Annotated in this window: 10 protein-coding genes; 5 read left to right on the top strand and 5 right to left on the bottom strand. The window is 46.7% G+C overall.

Features of this window, described 5'->3' with window-relative positions:
* Window positions 1-3: 3 nt before the first annotated feature.
* Entirely contained in the window at window positions 4-1,569 is a 1,566-nt protein-coding gene (locus CWM47_RS08490) for a DUF1501 domain-containing protein (protein WP_100987571.1), read from the top strand.
* Between the two features lie 4 nt (window positions 1,570-1,573).
* On the opposite strand, the gene CWM47_RS08495 is transcribed toward CWM47_RS08490, so the two are convergent.
* Complete coding sequence (locus CWM47_RS08495) at window positions 1,574-2,488, bottom strand: LEA type 2 family protein (RefSeq protein ID WP_100987572.1); 915 nt, start codon at window positions 2,486-2,488, stop codon at window positions 1,574-1,576.
* Window positions 2,489-2,632: 144 nt separating this feature from the next.
* Between CWM47_RS08495 and CWM47_RS08500 the strand changes: the two genes are divergently transcribed.
* Window positions 2,633-3,409: an META domain-containing protein gene (locus tag CWM47_RS08500; RefSeq protein ID WP_100987573.1), complete on the top strand. Its 777-nt coding sequence runs from the start codon at window positions 2,633-2,635 to the stop codon at window positions 3,407-3,409.
* A gap of 161 nt (window positions 3,410-3,570) precedes the next feature.
* The gene (locus CWM47_RS08505) at window positions 3,571-7,002 is read left to right on the top strand and encodes a ThuA domain-containing protein (RefSeq protein WP_100987574.1); all 3,432 of its coding nucleotides are present in this window, start codon (window positions 3,571-3,573) and stop codon (window positions 7,000-7,002) included.
* 206 nt (window positions 7,003-7,208) lie between these two features.
* Here CWM47_RS08505 and CWM47_RS08510 read toward each other — a convergent pair whose 3' ends face one another.
* The 4 genes from CWM47_RS08510 to CWM47_RS08525 all read right to left on the bottom strand — a co-directional run bounded on the left by CWM47_RS08510 (window position 7,209) and on the right by CWM47_RS08525 (window position 13,436).
* Complete coding sequence (locus CWM47_RS08510) at window positions 7,209-7,961, bottom strand: GLPGLI family protein (RefSeq protein ID WP_100987575.1); 753 nt, start codon at window positions 7,959-7,961, stop codon at window positions 7,209-7,211.
* A gap of 19 nt (window positions 7,962-7,980) precedes the next feature.
* Window positions 7,981-10,836 (bottom strand): TonB-dependent receptor domain-containing protein, encoded by a 2,856-nt coding sequence (locus tag CWM47_RS08515; protein ID WP_100987576.1) that lies wholly within the window; start codon window positions 10,834-10,836, stop codon window positions 7,981-7,983.
* A gap of 247 nt (window positions 10,837-11,083) precedes the next feature.
* Window positions 11,084-12,415, bottom strand: a complete 1,332-nt coding sequence (gene pabB / locus CWM47_RS08520; RefSeq protein WP_100987577.1) for an aminodeoxychorismate synthase component I — start codon at window positions 12,413-12,415, stop codon at window positions 11,084-11,086.
* A gap of 1 nt (window position 12,416) precedes the next feature.
* Complete coding sequence (locus CWM47_RS08525) at window positions 12,417-13,436, bottom strand: NYN domain-containing protein (protein ID WP_100987578.1); 1,020 nt, start codon at window positions 13,434-13,436, stop codon at window positions 12,417-12,419.
* 297 nt (window positions 13,437-13,733) lie between these two features.
* Between CWM47_RS08525 and hisB the strand changes: the two genes are divergently transcribed.
* Window positions 13,734-14,882 (top strand): bifunctional histidinol-phosphatase/imidazoleglycerol-phosphate dehydratase HisB, encoded by a 1,149-nt coding sequence (gene hisB / locus CWM47_RS08530; protein ID WP_100987579.1) that lies wholly within the window; start codon window positions 13,734-13,736, stop codon window positions 14,880-14,882.
* A gap of 299 nt (window positions 14,883-15,181) precedes the next feature.
* Window positions 15,182-15,748, top strand: coding sequence for a 1-acyl-sn-glycerol-3-phosphate acyltransferase (locus CWM47_RS08535; protein ID WP_100987580.1), 567 nt, complete (start codon window positions 15,182-15,184; stop codon window positions 15,746-15,748).
* The last annotated feature ends 67 nt before the right edge of the window (window positions 15,749-15,815 follow it).

A 15,815-nucleotide genomic window follows, 5' to 3' on the forward strand; every position in this document is an offset into this window, starting at 1 on the left:
CTTATGAAACGTCGTCATTTTCTATACTATGCAGCATCGTCGCTGGCTCTGCCAGTTCTGGTTGACGGATTTGGAGCAAAAGCCTTTGCCCGTCCGTCGTCCTTTGTACAGGCACTCATAAAACTGGCCGATCAAACCGACCGGGTGCTGGTAATCATTCAGTTGCAGGGGGGTAATGATGGGTTGAACATGGTATTACCGCTCGACCAGATGAGTGTATATACAGCGCCGAATTTTCGGGGTAACATTGCCATTCCAGAGGCCAAAGCCCTTCGACTCAAGAATTTTGCCGGAACGGGCCTGCACCCTGCCATGACAGGCATGCAGCAACTATTCAACGATGGCAAGTTGAGTATTGTGCAGGGGGTATCCTATCCAACGCCTAATTTTTCACACTTCCGAGCCAGCGACATCTGGATGACGGCCGTCGATTCCACGCAGACAGCAACTTCAGGCTGGGCTGGCCGCTACCTCGATACACAATTTCCCGGCTTCCCTAACAATTACCCAACCGACAAAGCACCCGATCCACCTGCCATTCAGATTGGGTATGTAACGGCAACGTCATTGATTGGGTCAACAGATTCGATGGCTATTGTTTTGCAGGGACCAGACGCCTTTGCCCGACTGGTGGGCGATGCACCCAACAATCCTGTTACTACTCAGGCAGGTTATGCCGGTCAGCAAATTGACTACATCCGGCAGCAGCAGGCTAGTTCGGTGAGCTATGCCGGGCAAATTAAAACGGCGGCTGGTAAAGGCAAAAACCTGGCGACCTACCCGACGACTAACTCACTGGCGGCCCAGCTTAAAATCATTGCCCGGCTCATTAGTGGCGGTTTGCAAACGAAAGTGTATTACGTTACACTGGGCGGGTTCGACAACCATGCTAACCAGGTCGACGCAATCGATACCACAACGGGTACACATGCCACCTTGCTTCGAACTTTATCGGATGCCATTTTTGCTTTTCAAACCGATTTAGCTCAATTAAAACTGGAAGATCGGGTTGTGGGTATGACATTTTCGGAATTTGGTCGACGGGCAATTTCAAACGGTAGCCGGGGTACAGATCATGGCACCTCGGCGCCGATGTTTGTCTTTGGAACAGCGATTAAATCACCGATGGTGGGCAAAAACCCAAACCTGAGCGATTTAGATAACAACAACCTGAAAATGCAGACCGATTTCCGGCAGGTATATGCAGCTATCCTGACAGACTGGTTCGGCACTGAAGCAACTACAGAAACGGCAACACTTTTTCGGGACTTTCCTCTGGCACCAGTATTTCGACAAACTGTTACGGCTGTAGAACCACTGGCAGCAGATGCCCGACTTTATCCCAACCCGGCTTCCAGTGAAGTGATTTTTGAATCGGACTGGCTTTACAAAGGCGTAAAATCAGTACAGGTTTCGGATATGCAAGGCCGGTTTATATCCTTAAATTCCTCACAGCCAACGGCGGGCTTGGTTCGGTTCAATGTCAGCAGCTTACCGGTTGGCAGCTACGTGTTACAAGTTGAAACCGGCCAGGGGTTGCTTACAAAGCGACTGGTAGTAGCACGGTGAATTTTTACTTTTTCAACTTCTTGAAATCATCCAGCGTCCCCGTAATAGTTGAAATGAATTTACTATCGGCAAACGATGAATTACCTTTTTTATCGATGAGCTTACACCGAAACTTAACCTGATACGGTGTATCCTTCTTATCGAACAGCATTTTAGGCAATACACTCAGGGTTTTACCGGGCCGGGCCGTTACCGGAAACACAACCGGGGTCGTGCTATTCGCTTTTATCAGAATTGGCTCTCTTTGTTCACCATCGGCAATTTCCTTTCCATCAATGATAACCGTATAGTGGGCATCGGTTATGTTGAATGGCATCTTATTCTTGTTTGTAATGCTCACTTTTGCCGCCACGTCGGTTCGTTTCAGGCCCAGTTTGCCAAAGTCGATGTCATCAATCTTAATTTTCGGAAGATAAAGTGTGGGCATTCGCTTGTCGACGGTCGTCACGAATGTTTTCTCACCCAGAATAGGAATGTCAAGTGCAAACTTTGCCCGCATTTTGTAGCTGGTGCTGTCGATATCCTTGCGCTCAAGGGTTTCGAGCACTTTAGTCAATTTTTTATAGATCAGTTTAGCCGGCAACACAATCAGCGTACTGTCGCCGGACTTCACCTCAATTGATTTTTTGTATGCATCGACCATCACGGGAGTATTGGCAATGTAAAACGTATAGTCCATACTAGGCGATTTAAACCCGACTGGTAATGGATTATCAATGAGCATATACAGGTCCATCCGAATCGTATCTACCCCAATGTCAGTAATGGCAAAGCGGGTCATCTCCAGACGGGGCTTCAATGTGTTGTCATATGCTCCGCCATCGGCTACCCGCTTATCTTTTGTATTTTTATACCAAATGTAGGCGCCACCGATGCCAATCAGTAACAGCATAAGTACTATTAATCCTCCCTTTTTCATAACGTGTCGTTTGATGTAAAGAACACGTAACTGCCACCGGAAGAGGACTGTTCAAATCCAATACCGATTGTTGAGTTAGCTCATTGTATTAAACTTTTCAAGCCGCAGCAGGTCTTATAAACGAACCTCATTTATACAAATACCATGCGTACTGTTTTGCTTGGCTTATTACTCATGGCCACTGCCTGTCGCCGTCCTTCCACCCAGTTTGCGGCCATGCTTACGCCCGCCAATCAGGTAGACATTACTGATTACAGTAAACAGCTAAAAGCGGGCGACGAACTTATTGCAATGGGCAACAATCCAGCCTGGTCCTTAACGATTAACTCCTCAAAAGGTGTCCTGCGGTTTAAGGCGTTGGCTGGCGATAGTGTCAACACGGCTCCACCGGAGCGGCAAACCGACTCGGATGGTGTTTTTAGGTACAGTGTCGGTACTGCACCATCGCGACTAAATATCGTGTTCCGGCCCGACAGCTGTGTCGATAAATTATCGGGCCAACGGTTCGATTACCGGGTAGAAGTTGATTTTCGGGGCAAAAGCTATGTAGGTTGTGGATCATCCCTACTGCAACTCACGTTGCTCAACGATATATGGGTGTTAACCGATTTTCAGGGGAGCCCTATTACAGCCACGGATAACCGCAAAGAAGTACCCCGTCTGGAGATTTCACTGTCCGAAAACCGGGTAACCGGCACAACGGGCTGTAATCGACTAAGCGGCTCTGTTAAGGCCGATACACGCCAGATTCTATTTGGTCCTTTGGTAACGACAAAAATGGCTTGTCTGGACGATGCGAACCAATTAGAGTCCAAATTCCTGAACATATTAGCCAATCCACTTACCTATCGGGTAAGTAATGGGAGGTTAACGTTTATGCAGAACGGAAAGGCAGTGATGCAGCTCAAAAAAGTAGATTAATGCTCTTTTAACCTTTAATTTAAGTAAAAAACAGCACCACAGCGTTCGCTTTTTCGTTACTTTTGTTTCTTAATAAAAGTCAATAGAATCGTCAAATAAGTTAACAAGCTTGACTGACTTCTTACAGGTTTCCTAACAATCTGCATAAATTGAAAAACTCTATGAAAAACTCACGGCTTCCCTCCCGTGCCTGGTTACTGGCGGGTCTGCTGGCAGTTACTATGCCGGGCATAACTGCCGAGGCTCAAACAGCGGCCAAACGTACTGCGGCTACTAAACCCGCTATGAAGTCGGCCGAAAGTTCGGTTGCCTTAAACCGGGTGCTGGTTTTTTCCAGAACGAAAGGCTATCGCCATGCGTCTATTCCGGTTGGTAAACTGGCCATTATGAAGTTGGGTAAAGAAAATGGCTTTGCCGTTGACACCACCGAAGATGCCAGCAAGTTTACCGAAGCGAACCTCAAACAGTACAGTGCTATAATCTGGCTCAGCACCACCGGCGATGTGCTCGATGATGCGCAACAAGCGGCATTTGAACGGTATATCCAAGCGGGTGGCGGTTACGTTGGTATTCACGCAGCGGCCGATACGGAGTACGACTGGCCTTGGTATAATCAACTGGCCGGTGCCTGGTTTCTGAACCACCCTAAACAGCAAAATGCTGAAATCGAGATTGTTGACAAAAATCACCCGTCAACTAAAATGCTGCCCGACCGTTGGAAACGCTTTGACGAATGGTATAGCTACAAGAACATTCAGCCTGACCTCAAAGTATTGGGTAAGCTGGATGAGAAAACCTACGAAGGCGGCAAAAACGGTGATAATCACCCGTTTATCTGGCATCACGATTTCGAGGGTGGCAAAGCTTTTTATACGGGTGGCGGCCATACTGATGAGTCTTATGCCGATCCGCTGTTTTTACAGCACATTCTGGGCGGCATCAAATCGGTTATGGCGACAAGTCTGAAATTCGGTCAGGCGAAAACCCAGCCCTTCCCAGAAGAAAACCGCTTTGATCGTGAAGTTCTGACCGCCAATCTGGATGAACCTACTGAACTGGTTGTACTCGATAACGGTAAGGTACTTTTTGCCGAACGCAAAGGTGCGCTGAAACTGTACGACCCAAAAAAGAAAACGGTTAAAGTAGTCGCTAACTTTCCGGTGTTCACAAAATTTGAGTACGGATTGATGGGCTTAAACGTTGATCCAAACTTCAAACAAAACAAATGGCTCTACGCCTATTACTCCCCAAACACAGGTAAAACGGTTGCTGATACGGCTCAACATCTGTCGCGTTTTGTGTATGACGACGTACGCGATACGCTGTTATTGAATACCGAAAAAGTGCTGTTAACGATTCCTGTTAAACGCGATGGTTGCTGCCACACGGGCGGCTCTATTGCCTGGGATCGGAAGGGTAATCTATATCTGTCGGCGGGTGATGATACTAACCCATTCAATTCCCAAGGATTTGCGCCTATTGATGAGCGCAAAGATCGCGGAGGTTGGGACGCTCGTTTAACATCGAGCAACACGAACGATCTGCGTGGAAAAATCATGCGTATCCACCCCGAAGCGGATGGAACGTATACCATTCCCGAAGGAAACCTGTTTCCAAAAGGAACAGCCAAAACCCGGCCTGAGATTTATGTGATGGGTAACCGGAACCCTTACCGGATTTCGGTCGACCAGCGCACAGGCTTCCTGTACTGGGGTGAAGTTGGCCCGGATGCCGGGGAGAACAGCGAAAAATACGGCCCACGCGGTCATGATGAAATGAACCAGGCTCGTAAGGCGGGTTACTTTGGCTGGCCCTTGTTTGTAGCGGATAACCGTCCGTATCACGCCCGTACCTTTGCCGACAGCACCACCGGCCCCCTGTTTGATCCGATGAAGCCGATCAATAACTCTCCTCACAACACAGGGCTAACCGAGTTACCTCCCGCACAAAAAGCATTCATTTATTACCCCTATGCTGATTCGCCGGAGTTTGGTGCAATTGTTGGCAAGGGTGGTCGGAATGCAATGGGTGGCCCCGTTTATTACTATGACGACTATGCCGAATCGTCGGTGAAATTCCCGCGTGCTTACGATGGCAAGTTCTTCGCCTACGACTGGATGCGCGACTGGATTCACCCGGTTACGATGAAGGAAAACGGCGATTTTGTGAAGATGGAAACCTTCATGCCCAGCACAAAATTCTCGCACGTGATCGACATGCAGTTCGCCAATGACGGTTCGCTCTACACGCTCGAATACGGTCAACAGTGGTTTGCGGCCAATTCCGACGCCCGCCTGTCGCACATTACATACAATGCCGGAAACCGGAAACCCGTTGCTATGGCCAATGCCAGCAAAACCGTTGGCTCGGCTCCCCTAACGGTGAAGTTCGACAGCAAAGGATCAATGGACTATGATAATGACGCGCTGAAATATAGCTGGTCATTTGGTAATGGAATGCCGAAACAAACAACGGCAAACCCAACGGTTACCTTCTCGAAACCGGGCACTTACCCCGCTACGTTAACGGTAACGGATGCCGTTGGTAATTCGGCGACAAAAACAATGGACATTAAAGTCGGTAACGCTGAGCCACAGGTAGAAGTAGCCATTGCCGGAAACAAGACGTTTTATTTTCCTGATAAGCCGGTGAAATATTCGGTGAAGGTGGCCGATAAAGAAGATGGCACGTTGCAGAAAGGCATCAGCCCCGAAGATGTGACGATGACGATTGACTACCTCGAAGGTTTCGACAAAACGATGCTGGCTCAGGGACACCAAGCGAATCTGGGGTCATCGACGGGTAAGCGATTGATCGAGTTGAATGACTGCAAAGCTTGTCATTCGATCGACAAAAAGTCTATTGGACCTGCTTATATCGACGTAGCCAAGAAATACAAAGGTGCTTTCCAGATTGAAGGAAAACTAGCCCGCAAGGTTATCAACGGTGGTGGTGGCGTTTGGGGCGAACAGGCCATGAGTGCCCACCCACAACTAAAAGAAAGCGAAGCAACGGATATGGTACGCTACATTCTGACCCTAGCCGATGAGAAGAAAGTCAATCGTCAGCCACTGGCGGGTGATTACGTTCCGGCACAGCAGAAGAAAGACGGTTCATACATCCTGACCGCCAGCTACACCGACCGGGGCAATGGGGTTATTGGTCCCCTGACCAGTTCAAACTCATTGGCGCTACGTTCGCCATCTGTAAAAGCCGTTTCGGCCGATGTTAAACAGGATATTTTTCAATATGATATTCCTAAACTGGGGCCAGCCGCTATTGGCACGAAGTCGGGAAGCTATCTGGAGTTTAACGACATCGACTTAACCGGTATTCAGGGACTAACCCCCTCTGTCTTTGCCGCAAACGACCAGGTAGCTGGTGGCAAACTCGAAGCCCGGCTCGACTCACCCACCGGCACATTGCTGGGCGAAGCCGACGTGAAACAGGGAACAATGGGGGCCGTGAATTTACCATTCCGTCAACCGGTTTCTGGTGTCCATAAGCTGTATCTAATCTTTGTAAATCCCGAAGCCAAACAGAAACCGCTCTTTGCGCTAGACAAAGTACAGTTCTCAACACAAGGTATGTAAGTTTGAGTTAGTCATAAACAAAATCGCCCCGGACACTACTGTCCGGGGCGATTTTGTTTATGACTAACTCAAACTGGAAAAATATGGAATCTGATTCCATATTTTTCCAGTTTACAATAAGACATGTAAATAAAGAATGTCATTTAAACTGAACAGTTTAATTAGCTCTCTACAGCCCACACCAGTCTGAACTCATTCTCCGCTCGTTAATAGCGAATTCCTCCCCAACCGAATGGATTTTGCTGGGATGTCATCCGCTCGCTGATGTGCTGCTTAATCACGGCATCGTAGTTCGCATCGGTAATCTTTTTCCCCTTCTGCTTCGGTAGCTTCAGATCATTCGGAGTGAGCGGGCGGAAACTTACGTTTGTGGCTTCAATCACGACATCTCCATCATTAACATCCAACTCCAGAATCAGGCCCGGCAGGCCATTTACCCGTTCGGGACCGGCCGAAACCGGGATATCCTGCGCAAACCAGGCCGTGATTTTCTGCTTTTTAATTAGGTCTTCCGTTTCAGCTTTCATGCAGATGTAGCCCGCTACTTCTTTAATCTGGTTACCAATCTTCCAAACGGGGGCATGTAGCGAATCGTCAACAATGTATGTCTTACCGAGCATTTCGATAATATCCGTTTTCTTCTCTTTTTCGAAATTTCGGTATAAATAAAACTCCGACTTACGCCACGAATACCCCCCCTCTTCAGGTTCATCGCTATTGTAAGTATACAGACTCTCGTCGGGATTGAAGGCAAGCTTCATTTTGATGCCTTTGTTATCTTCCGCATAGTTTTTCCACGTTTGCGCTTCCCGGTCTTTCTCCTCCTGACTTAGAAACGTTAGGCGGTTGATGATTTTCAGCCAGTACTCTTTCCGAACGTAGGTAACAACGCCTTCGGTTTTTTGGGCCATTGTTACTGAACTGGTCAGCAGGCAAAGGAATATGAACAGTTTCTTCATGATATATAGCTATTTAAGATCAATAAAATCCATCCTGACGCATCTTGGCCTTAACTCCGCGCATGTTGTACGTAAAGCTCAACATAAAATAACGCGCCAGCGATTGAATACGCTCGGTACTGGTGTAATTCTGCCCGGCATACTGCGACACCACAATATTACGATTGAGCAAATCAATGGCCGATAGCCGTATTTCAGCCTTTTTGGCTTTTCCCAGAATATGATAAATGGCCGTATTCAAAATGGGAATCTGCTGATTAAACGCCAGTCGCTCGTTTTTATAGGTTGTGTAATTGAACGACGTATTGATGTAAATACTACCGGGAAGCTTCAGATTCAGATCACCCCGAAACGAATTATTGTAGATGATCTGATTTTGGGTAGTGTTGATTGAATAACGAGTATCTGTAATGCTGAAGTTTGCATTTCCGTAAAACGTGATCCAATCCTTAGGCGTTAATTCAAGCCGGGTACCAAACGAGTAATTCTGATTATTGGTCTCATTCAATACCGTATTCACGCGCGTCAGGTTGTGCCCGAAATTCAACTGTGAATTTAAGTTGAGGGTGGCTTTGGTTTTTTTGAGCGGAAAGCCAAAATCCAGATAGCTCCCTATGTTACGGCCACCTGTCAGGTTTTCGGGTATGGTCGTGATAATGTTCGTTTGCGGATCGACCGTTTGGCTGTAAATGATCTGGTTGACGTAGTAGGTTGTGTATATATTAGCCCAAACGTTCGTAAAACTGCCCGGATTGAAATAATTGAAATAGGCACTTACATTGTGGTTCAGCTGGGGTAATAAATTCGGGTTACCCCGCGTAACGACCAGTGGATTGCTGTTGCTCGTTACCGGTTGCAAATCCCGCGACGAGGGAATTTGTACCCCTACATCATAGCCTGCATAGAGTGATTTATTATTTTTCAGGGAATAATTAAGGCCTACATTTGGAATCACCGTCGTAAACGTTCGGCGTATTGACTGGAGCGGCTGGTCCTGATCTCTGGCGAATTTTCCGTCAAGCTGAAATTGCTGACCAGCCAGCCCTGCCGATATGTTCAACCCTTTGAACGAATACCGCAAGCTGCTTCCCAGTCGATTATACAGGTAATTGTTTTTGTAGTATAAACTCAACGAGTCGATTCGCCTGCGGCTATCATCGAGGTTAACCACATCGCGATCAACCTCGTCATTACGCAGACTAAAATTATAGAATGTCTCCCAGGTAAACTTTTTGCCAAAAGGCTCCACATATAGCAAATTGGCTTTATACTGGCTACTCCGCGAGTTCGTGCCCTGGTCCTGATTCAAGGAACGGAGCATATCATTGACGCTGGTTGCCTGGTAGAATTCATTTCGGGCCTTTAGCAGTAAATCACCATCATTTTTGTTGATCTGATAGGTGGCACTTGCGCCGAAACTTCGCCCCTTCTTCTTGAACTTCAGCCGATAAAGTGCGGTATTCGCCATGGCAAACTGATTTGCCGATGTGTTATTCAGCGTTTGACTATTTGTAGTTGGTATTTCACTGGTGGTTCCGGAATTCAGAAACACACGTTGCTGACTTTGCAGATTACTATTCCCGGTACCAAATCGGCCATTGCTGATAACGACCAATGTCTGCATGGAATCGAGTTGTTTCTCAAACCGAAAGCTTACCCGGTGATTGGTATTTAGATTGGCCTGGTTACTGGTATCCGTTGTACGGAGCGAGGCAGATGCCGGCAAATAGCGTTTGTTTTCCCGAAGAGCATCTAGCTGTACCTGTGTTCGGTTGAAGTAGTAACTCGTACTGAGTTTCGTTTTTTTAGTATCGTAATTATAATTGATTCCGCCCGCTGTATTTTTCGAAAACCCCCGCCCATCACCCCCGCCTACCGGTACCGTCAGGCTTTCATTATCGTCGCCAAAGTAAATATATCGGTTGGCTCCGCTGAAGCCAAAATCAGCATTATCGTTAAAATTAAAGGCATTACTTCCCCGAAAATCCTGATAATCGTTGAAAGATAGCCCTTGCTGGTTTGTATTATTGCCCAACAATAACGCCGAAAACTGCTGCTTGCTATCGAATTTATTATAGCTTCCTTTCGCGTCATACCGGGTTGATACATTATTGGAAGCGGGGCCTGCTCCCGCTGTAACTTTACCAAAACCCCCTTTTTTAAACTCCTCTTTCAGCTCCAGGTTAACTGTTTTCTCTTTCTTCCCGTCGTCAATACCAGTAAGTTTGGCCTGTTCCGTTTTGTCATTAAAGACCTGCACTTTGGTAATAGCCTCAGCCTGTAAGTTTTTGGTAGCCAGTTTAGGATCGTTGCCAAAGAAACTTTTCCCATCTACTGTCACCTTTTTTACCTCCTGCCCCTGCGCTCGAATGTTGCCATCCTGATCGATCTGCACACCAGGCAGTTTGCGCAGCAAATCCTCAACCGTTGAGCCGGGTGGCACTTTAAATGAACTGGCATTATACTCAATTGTATCGCCCTTAATGGTTAATGGGGCTTTTGCTGTTCTAACCACCACCTCCATTAGTTCGCGAGTAATGGGTTTCAACTTCAATTCACCTAAGTCCAGAACAGCCTCGGTGGCGGGCTTAATAACCTGATTATAAGGAATAAAGCCGACGAAGGAAATTTTCAGTACGTAGTTTCCCGACTTTAAATTTTTGAACGAAAATGCACCATTATCACCTGTTCGGGTAAAATTCACCAGCGATGAATCTTTGGCACTCAGCAGCATGACTGTAGACGATGCCAGCGGTGCAGCCGACGTGTCGACAGCTCTGCCCTGTAACGTGAATCGAGCCGGACTGGTAGGACTCTGCGCATAGAGCCCAGCCGTTAACAGGCATAGTACGGCCAGTAAGAAGAAATTTTTCATACATAAAAAGGTAAAGGTTGACCAGGTGTTAGGATGGCAAAGCTAAACGGAATAGAAACAAATGTTCATTCAGTTAACGATTTTTAACTAAATTTATAGTAGGCGATTTAGTTAAAGGTTAACTGCACTCATAATGAGTCACTTCCGCCATAAAGAGTTGCACGCACCAGCACATATGATGAAAACTTTCAACGGATTCCATATAATGGAAAAAACTTTTTAGGGAAAGGCGGTTTCAAGCTTCTTCTTACGACTCCAGCACATCCCGAATGGCTTTAGCTTTGAGCAAACATTCCTCCCATTCCTGCGCCGGGTCGGCATCGTAAGTAATGGCGCTTCCAACCGAGAAAGAAGCATATTGACGTTGAGCGTCGTAAAGCAGCGTTCGGATAACGACGCTGAAATCAAAATCGCCGTCGGGTGTTACAAAGCCCAGCGCCCCCGAATACACACCCCTCCGACTCACTTCCAGTTCGTCAATCAATTCCATTGACCGCACTTTGGGTGCGCCAGTCATACTACCCATCGGAAATGCATTGCGAATAGCTTCGGTCCACGAAACATTGGCGCGTAAGGTTACCGAAACGCTCGAAATCATCTGGAACACATGCTGGAAACCGTAAATACCAAATAGCTCATCGACGTGGACTGAGCCCGTTTCGGCCGATTTGGCGAGGTCGTTACGCACCAGATCGACAATCATTAAATTCTCGGCCCGCTCTTTTTCCGAGTTCAGCAGATAAGCACGCAGGGCAGCATCTTCTTCTGGCGTTTGCCCCCGCCGAACCGTTCCTTTTATGGGTTGCGACAAAATTTGGCGACCTGTTTTCTTTAAAAACCGCTCCGGCGACGCACCCAGTATATACCGATCACCTAGTTTCACAAAACTCGAAAATGGCATAGGCGACCGTTCATTCAGCGCACGGTATGTGGCCAATGGGTCCAGGTGGGCGTTCTCTTTAAAGAACTCAATACAGTAGTTCAATTCATACACATCGCCCAACCGGATATGTTCCTGAATCCGGCGAACATTGGCTTGATACTCATCGGGTGTGACACGGCAATGGGTGCTACTAATTGGGGCAACAGATGGAATAACCAGCGTAGCCATTGTCATGAATGACCGTAATTGATTCAGTAACGTGCTGACATCGCCTTCTCCCTGTATAATCAGCGCATTTCCTAAATCGTCGGATTTATCAAAATCGATAATCCACTCGGGTTCAACAAAATAAACGTCTGGAAACTGTAGCCGATCCAGGTTTCGGCTGTCCAGTTTCTCAAGTTGATTTTTAAGGTCGTATCCAAAATAACCCACCAGAAACGACGGCTTTTCGCGGTGTGCGTTTTGCAGTTCCTGAAAGGCATCTACCCCTGGCGCCTTCTCGCCCGAAAACGAAATGACCCTTTTCGCTCCGATAAATAGTCGGTTGGGAAAGGGGTCATTTGGGTATGGAATCCCATTATTTGTCAAAAATGCAACAAAACCGTCTTTGTGTGTCTGTTCAGTCACTGCCCAGGCCAGAGCCTGCCAACGCCAGCCCGGAAGGTCTTCGACAGACACACGAACACTATTCATTTTATGCAGGCAATAACCGAACGTCTACGGCAATATCTTTTCCTTCTGCATTACGGCCTAACGTGAACTCAACTTCATCATCTACCTGCAACTCATTAAAATCGGTATCAATCAGGCTGGTATAGTGAAAAAACAGGTTATTAGGCGGATAATTTACAAAGCCATAACCCGTTTTCAGGCTGCGGATCGTGCTGATTTTCCGGCCTTCAGGGTCTTCATCAACTGTGTCGGCGAGGTTATAGTTTGGCTCGTCGGATGGCAAATAGGCTTCTTCATAGGCATCGCTGGCACTAAGGCCACCAAAACTATGGCCGTTCGTGTAGGCATTACTATTGCTGGGAACGGCCGTGAAGGTTGGCCGTGCCTGTTGCTTCACAAATAAGTTTTGAATGACAATATCGTTCCGACGGCTGCGGTCGTCGATAAGCCCGTGCATACCCACAGGGTACGAAACTTCTTCCAGCAAATCCTGCGACGTACGCGTTACCTGCTTTTCACCCTGCTCATTCAAAAATTCAAAATCCCAGCTTAGTACCATAATACGGGAACCAAGCGTATTAAGTTTACGAATGAGGGGAACATAGTCACCATCGGACGTAATCAGTACGACAACATCGAATTTTTTATACTGAGCCAATTCAAATGCCTCAAGCGCGAGCCACACATCGATACCTTTTTCCTGACGGTAACCTTGATACGTTTTAACGGGCAAATAATGCGTTACGACCCCTTCTGACATTAAAATATCATCGAATAACCGGTCATAAAATAATTGGTTACCCCGCTGATTTGCTTCGTGAGCATTCAGTCGACCTCTAAAATAATGGGCGTCTACAATCTGACATAACCGTTCATTTACGCCCTCTTCTTCGGCTACCTGCCGACGAATAAATGCGTGTAAACCCGAAATACTAATACGACTGCGACGTTCGTGAGAATAGTTATAATAATTGCTTACGTGTAGAAAATAATTTCCGTCATAAAATACCCCAATACGGGTTAGTCTTGATCCTGCTGACATGTTATTTACTAAGTGTTGTTAGGTGTACAGTAATTATTAAATTAATTTAAAGTCAGTTCTTCTATTACTGTTATGTAGAGTTGGTATGAACGATAATAATACGAACAGCTTATTTTACAGGGACTTATTCAAACAGTACGGCAAAAAAGATAGCTGAAACGAATACATTAAATGATGATATGGATATTGATAGGAAACAGTAAAACCAGCTAGGCAGGAACTATGTTACAAAAGTAGCATATTTTCGTTTGTAATACGCGGTAACCGTATCTTTGTCGAATTTCTATTATACATAGTATGCAAAAGATAGTATTTGTTGACCGCGACGGAACGCTCATTGCTGAGCCACAGCCCGATCAGCAGGTTGACTCCCTAGCCAAACTCGACTATATTCCGAAAGCAATTTCGGCAATGCGTAAAATTGCCGAAGAAACAGACTATGAACTGGTTATGGTAACAAACCAGGACGGCCTCGGCACCGATTCTTTTCCCGAAGATACGTTCTGGCCTGCTCATATGAAAATGATGGACACGTTTGCTGGTGAAAATGTCAACTTTTCGTCCGTTCATATCGACCGCCATTTCCCACGTGATAATTCGTCTACCCGGAAACCCGGCATTGGTATGTTGACTCAGTATTTTGAGTCTCCCTATGACCTGGCCAATAGCTATGTCATTGGCGACCGGCTCACCGATGTTCAACTGGCTATAAACCTCGGCGCAAAGGCAATTTTATTCTTGCCACCCAACGGTCTATCGACTGTTCAGAGCGCCGATGTGGATGGACTGACAGAGGCTATGCAAAATGCCATTGTGCTTAAAACTAGCGACTGGGATGAAATTTATGAATTTCTTCGTTTGCCTGCCCGCACCGCTACCGTTGAACGCACGACCAAAGAGACTCAGATTCAGGTCGACCTGAATCTCGACGGGCGTGGTCGTGCCGATATCCACACGGGTCTTGGCTTTTTCGATCATATGCTCGACCAGGTGGCGAAACACTCCGGTGCCGACCTTACCATACGTGTCAACGGCGATCTGCACATTGACGAACACCATACTATTGAAGATACCGCGCTGGCGCTGGGTGAAGCCTACCGGCGGGCTCTCGGCGACAAACGTGGCATTAGTCGATATGGTTTTTTATTGCCAATGGATGAAGCACTGGCGCAAGTTGGCATTGATTTTTCCGGTCGCCCCTGGCTGGTCTGGAATGCCGAATTTCGACGGGAAAAAATAGGCGATATGCCCACAGAGATGTTTTATCATTTCTTCAAATCATTCTCGGACACAGCCCTTTGTAACCTGAATATTAAGGTAGAAGGCGATAATGAGCACCATAAGATCGAAGCTATTTTTAAGGCGTTTGCTAAGTCGATCAAAATGGCAGTTCGCCGTGATATTAATGAACTTGACAACATGCCGAGTACAAAAGGCGTGTTATAATCAAAAAACCTATAAGGTCTTTGTGACCTTATAGGTTTAAAATCCAACCACTCTCGTATTTTTGCGTCAGAATTCAACTGAAAATCGATATGGATTTATCAACACCTTTGACACTTCTGTTCTATGCAGTCCTTTTGATATCTGCATTCATCACTGGCCGCTGGTTAGAGCGCAACGACCGGAAGTATTAAAATGGTTTACAGTTTACGGTTTACGGTTTATGCTTCACAGTTTTGACGTAATCGCTATCAACTGCAAGGCTAACCAGTAAACCGTAAACGATAAACCACATTAATTTCATGCTGAGTACCCTTACCCGTTGGTTATTTAAAGTTTGGGGATGGCGGATTGCAGGTTCTGTTCCGATCGTACCAAAAGCGATTTGGACCGTTGCTCCGCACACAACCAACTGGGATTTTTTAATTGGTCTGGGCATTCGCCCAACCATTCATATCTGGATCCAGTTTCTGGCCAAAAGCTCCCTATTCTCCTGGTATTCAGGTTGGTTGTTTCGAGCCTTTGGCGGCACTCCCGTTTACCGGGACAAATCGAATAACTTAGTCGACGCCATGGCCGACGTTTTTAACCAGAACGAGCGTCTTCATATCTGCGTCGCCCCCGAAGGCACCCGCAGCAATGTATCCAAGCTAAAAACGGGTTTCTACTACATTGCCCTCAAGGCTAACGTACCCCTTATTCTGGTTGGCTTCGACTGGCCCCGCAAGCTCGTCATCCTGAGCGAGCCTGTCTACCTGACCGGTAATTACGAAAAAGATATGCTGCCTTTCTACCAGTTTTTTTCCCAGGTCCATGGCATCAAAAAAGACTGGCTGAGAAAATGGGAAGCGACAGGTGTCGTTGAGTGAATCAACCGCTTTTGTATTAGCGTAGAATTTTATTCTTTAAGGTATCTGTGTAGATAAACGTTTCACA

It is taken from the genome of Spirosoma pollinicola, assembly GCF_002831565.1.
Lineage (GTDB): Bacteria > Bacteroidota > Bacteroidia > Cytophagales > Spirosomataceae > Spirosoma > Spirosoma pollinicola.

What these genes read in the sequence shown, in the direction of transcription:
- CWM47_RS08490 (WP_100987571.1), top strand. Translation starts at nt 4, where the DNA reads ATGAAACGTCGTCATTTTCTATACTATGCAGCATCGTCGCTGGCTCTG.
- CWM47_RS08495 (WP_100987572.1), bottom strand. Translation starts at nt 2,488, where the DNA reads ATGAAAAAGGGAGGATTAATAGTACTTATGCTGTTACTGATTGGCATC.
- CWM47_RS08500 (WP_100987573.1), top strand. Translation starts at nt 2,633, where the DNA reads ATGCGTACTGTTTTGCTTGGCTTATTACTCATGGCCACTGCCTGTCGC.
- CWM47_RS08505 (WP_100987574.1), top strand. Translation starts at nt 3,571, where the DNA reads ATGAAAAACTCACGGCTTCCCTCCCGTGCCTGGTTACTGGCGGGTCTG.
- CWM47_RS08510 (WP_100987575.1), bottom strand. Translation starts at nt 7,961, where the DNA reads ATGAAGAAACTGTTCATATTCCTTTGCCTGCTGACCAGTTCAGTAACA.
- CWM47_RS08515 (WP_100987576.1), bottom strand. Translation starts at nt 10,836, where the DNA reads ATGAAAAATTTCTTCTTACTGGCCGTACTATGCCTGTTAACGGCTGGG.
- pabB (WP_100987577.1), bottom strand. Translation starts at nt 12,415, where the DNA reads ATGAATAGTGTTCGTGTGTCTGTCGAAGACCTTCCGGGCTGGCGTTGG.
- CWM47_RS08525 (WP_100987578.1), bottom strand. Translation starts at nt 13,436, where the DNA reads ATGTCAGCAGGATCAAGACTAACCCGTATTGGGGTATTTTATGACGGA.
- hisB (WP_100987579.1), top strand. Translation starts at nt 13,734, where the DNA reads ATGCAAAAGATAGTATTTGTTGACCGCGACGGAACGCTCATTGCTGAG.
- CWM47_RS08535 (WP_100987580.1), top strand. Translation starts at nt 15,182, where the DNA reads ATGCTGAGTACCCTTACCCGTTGGTTATTTAAAGTTTGGGGATGGCGG.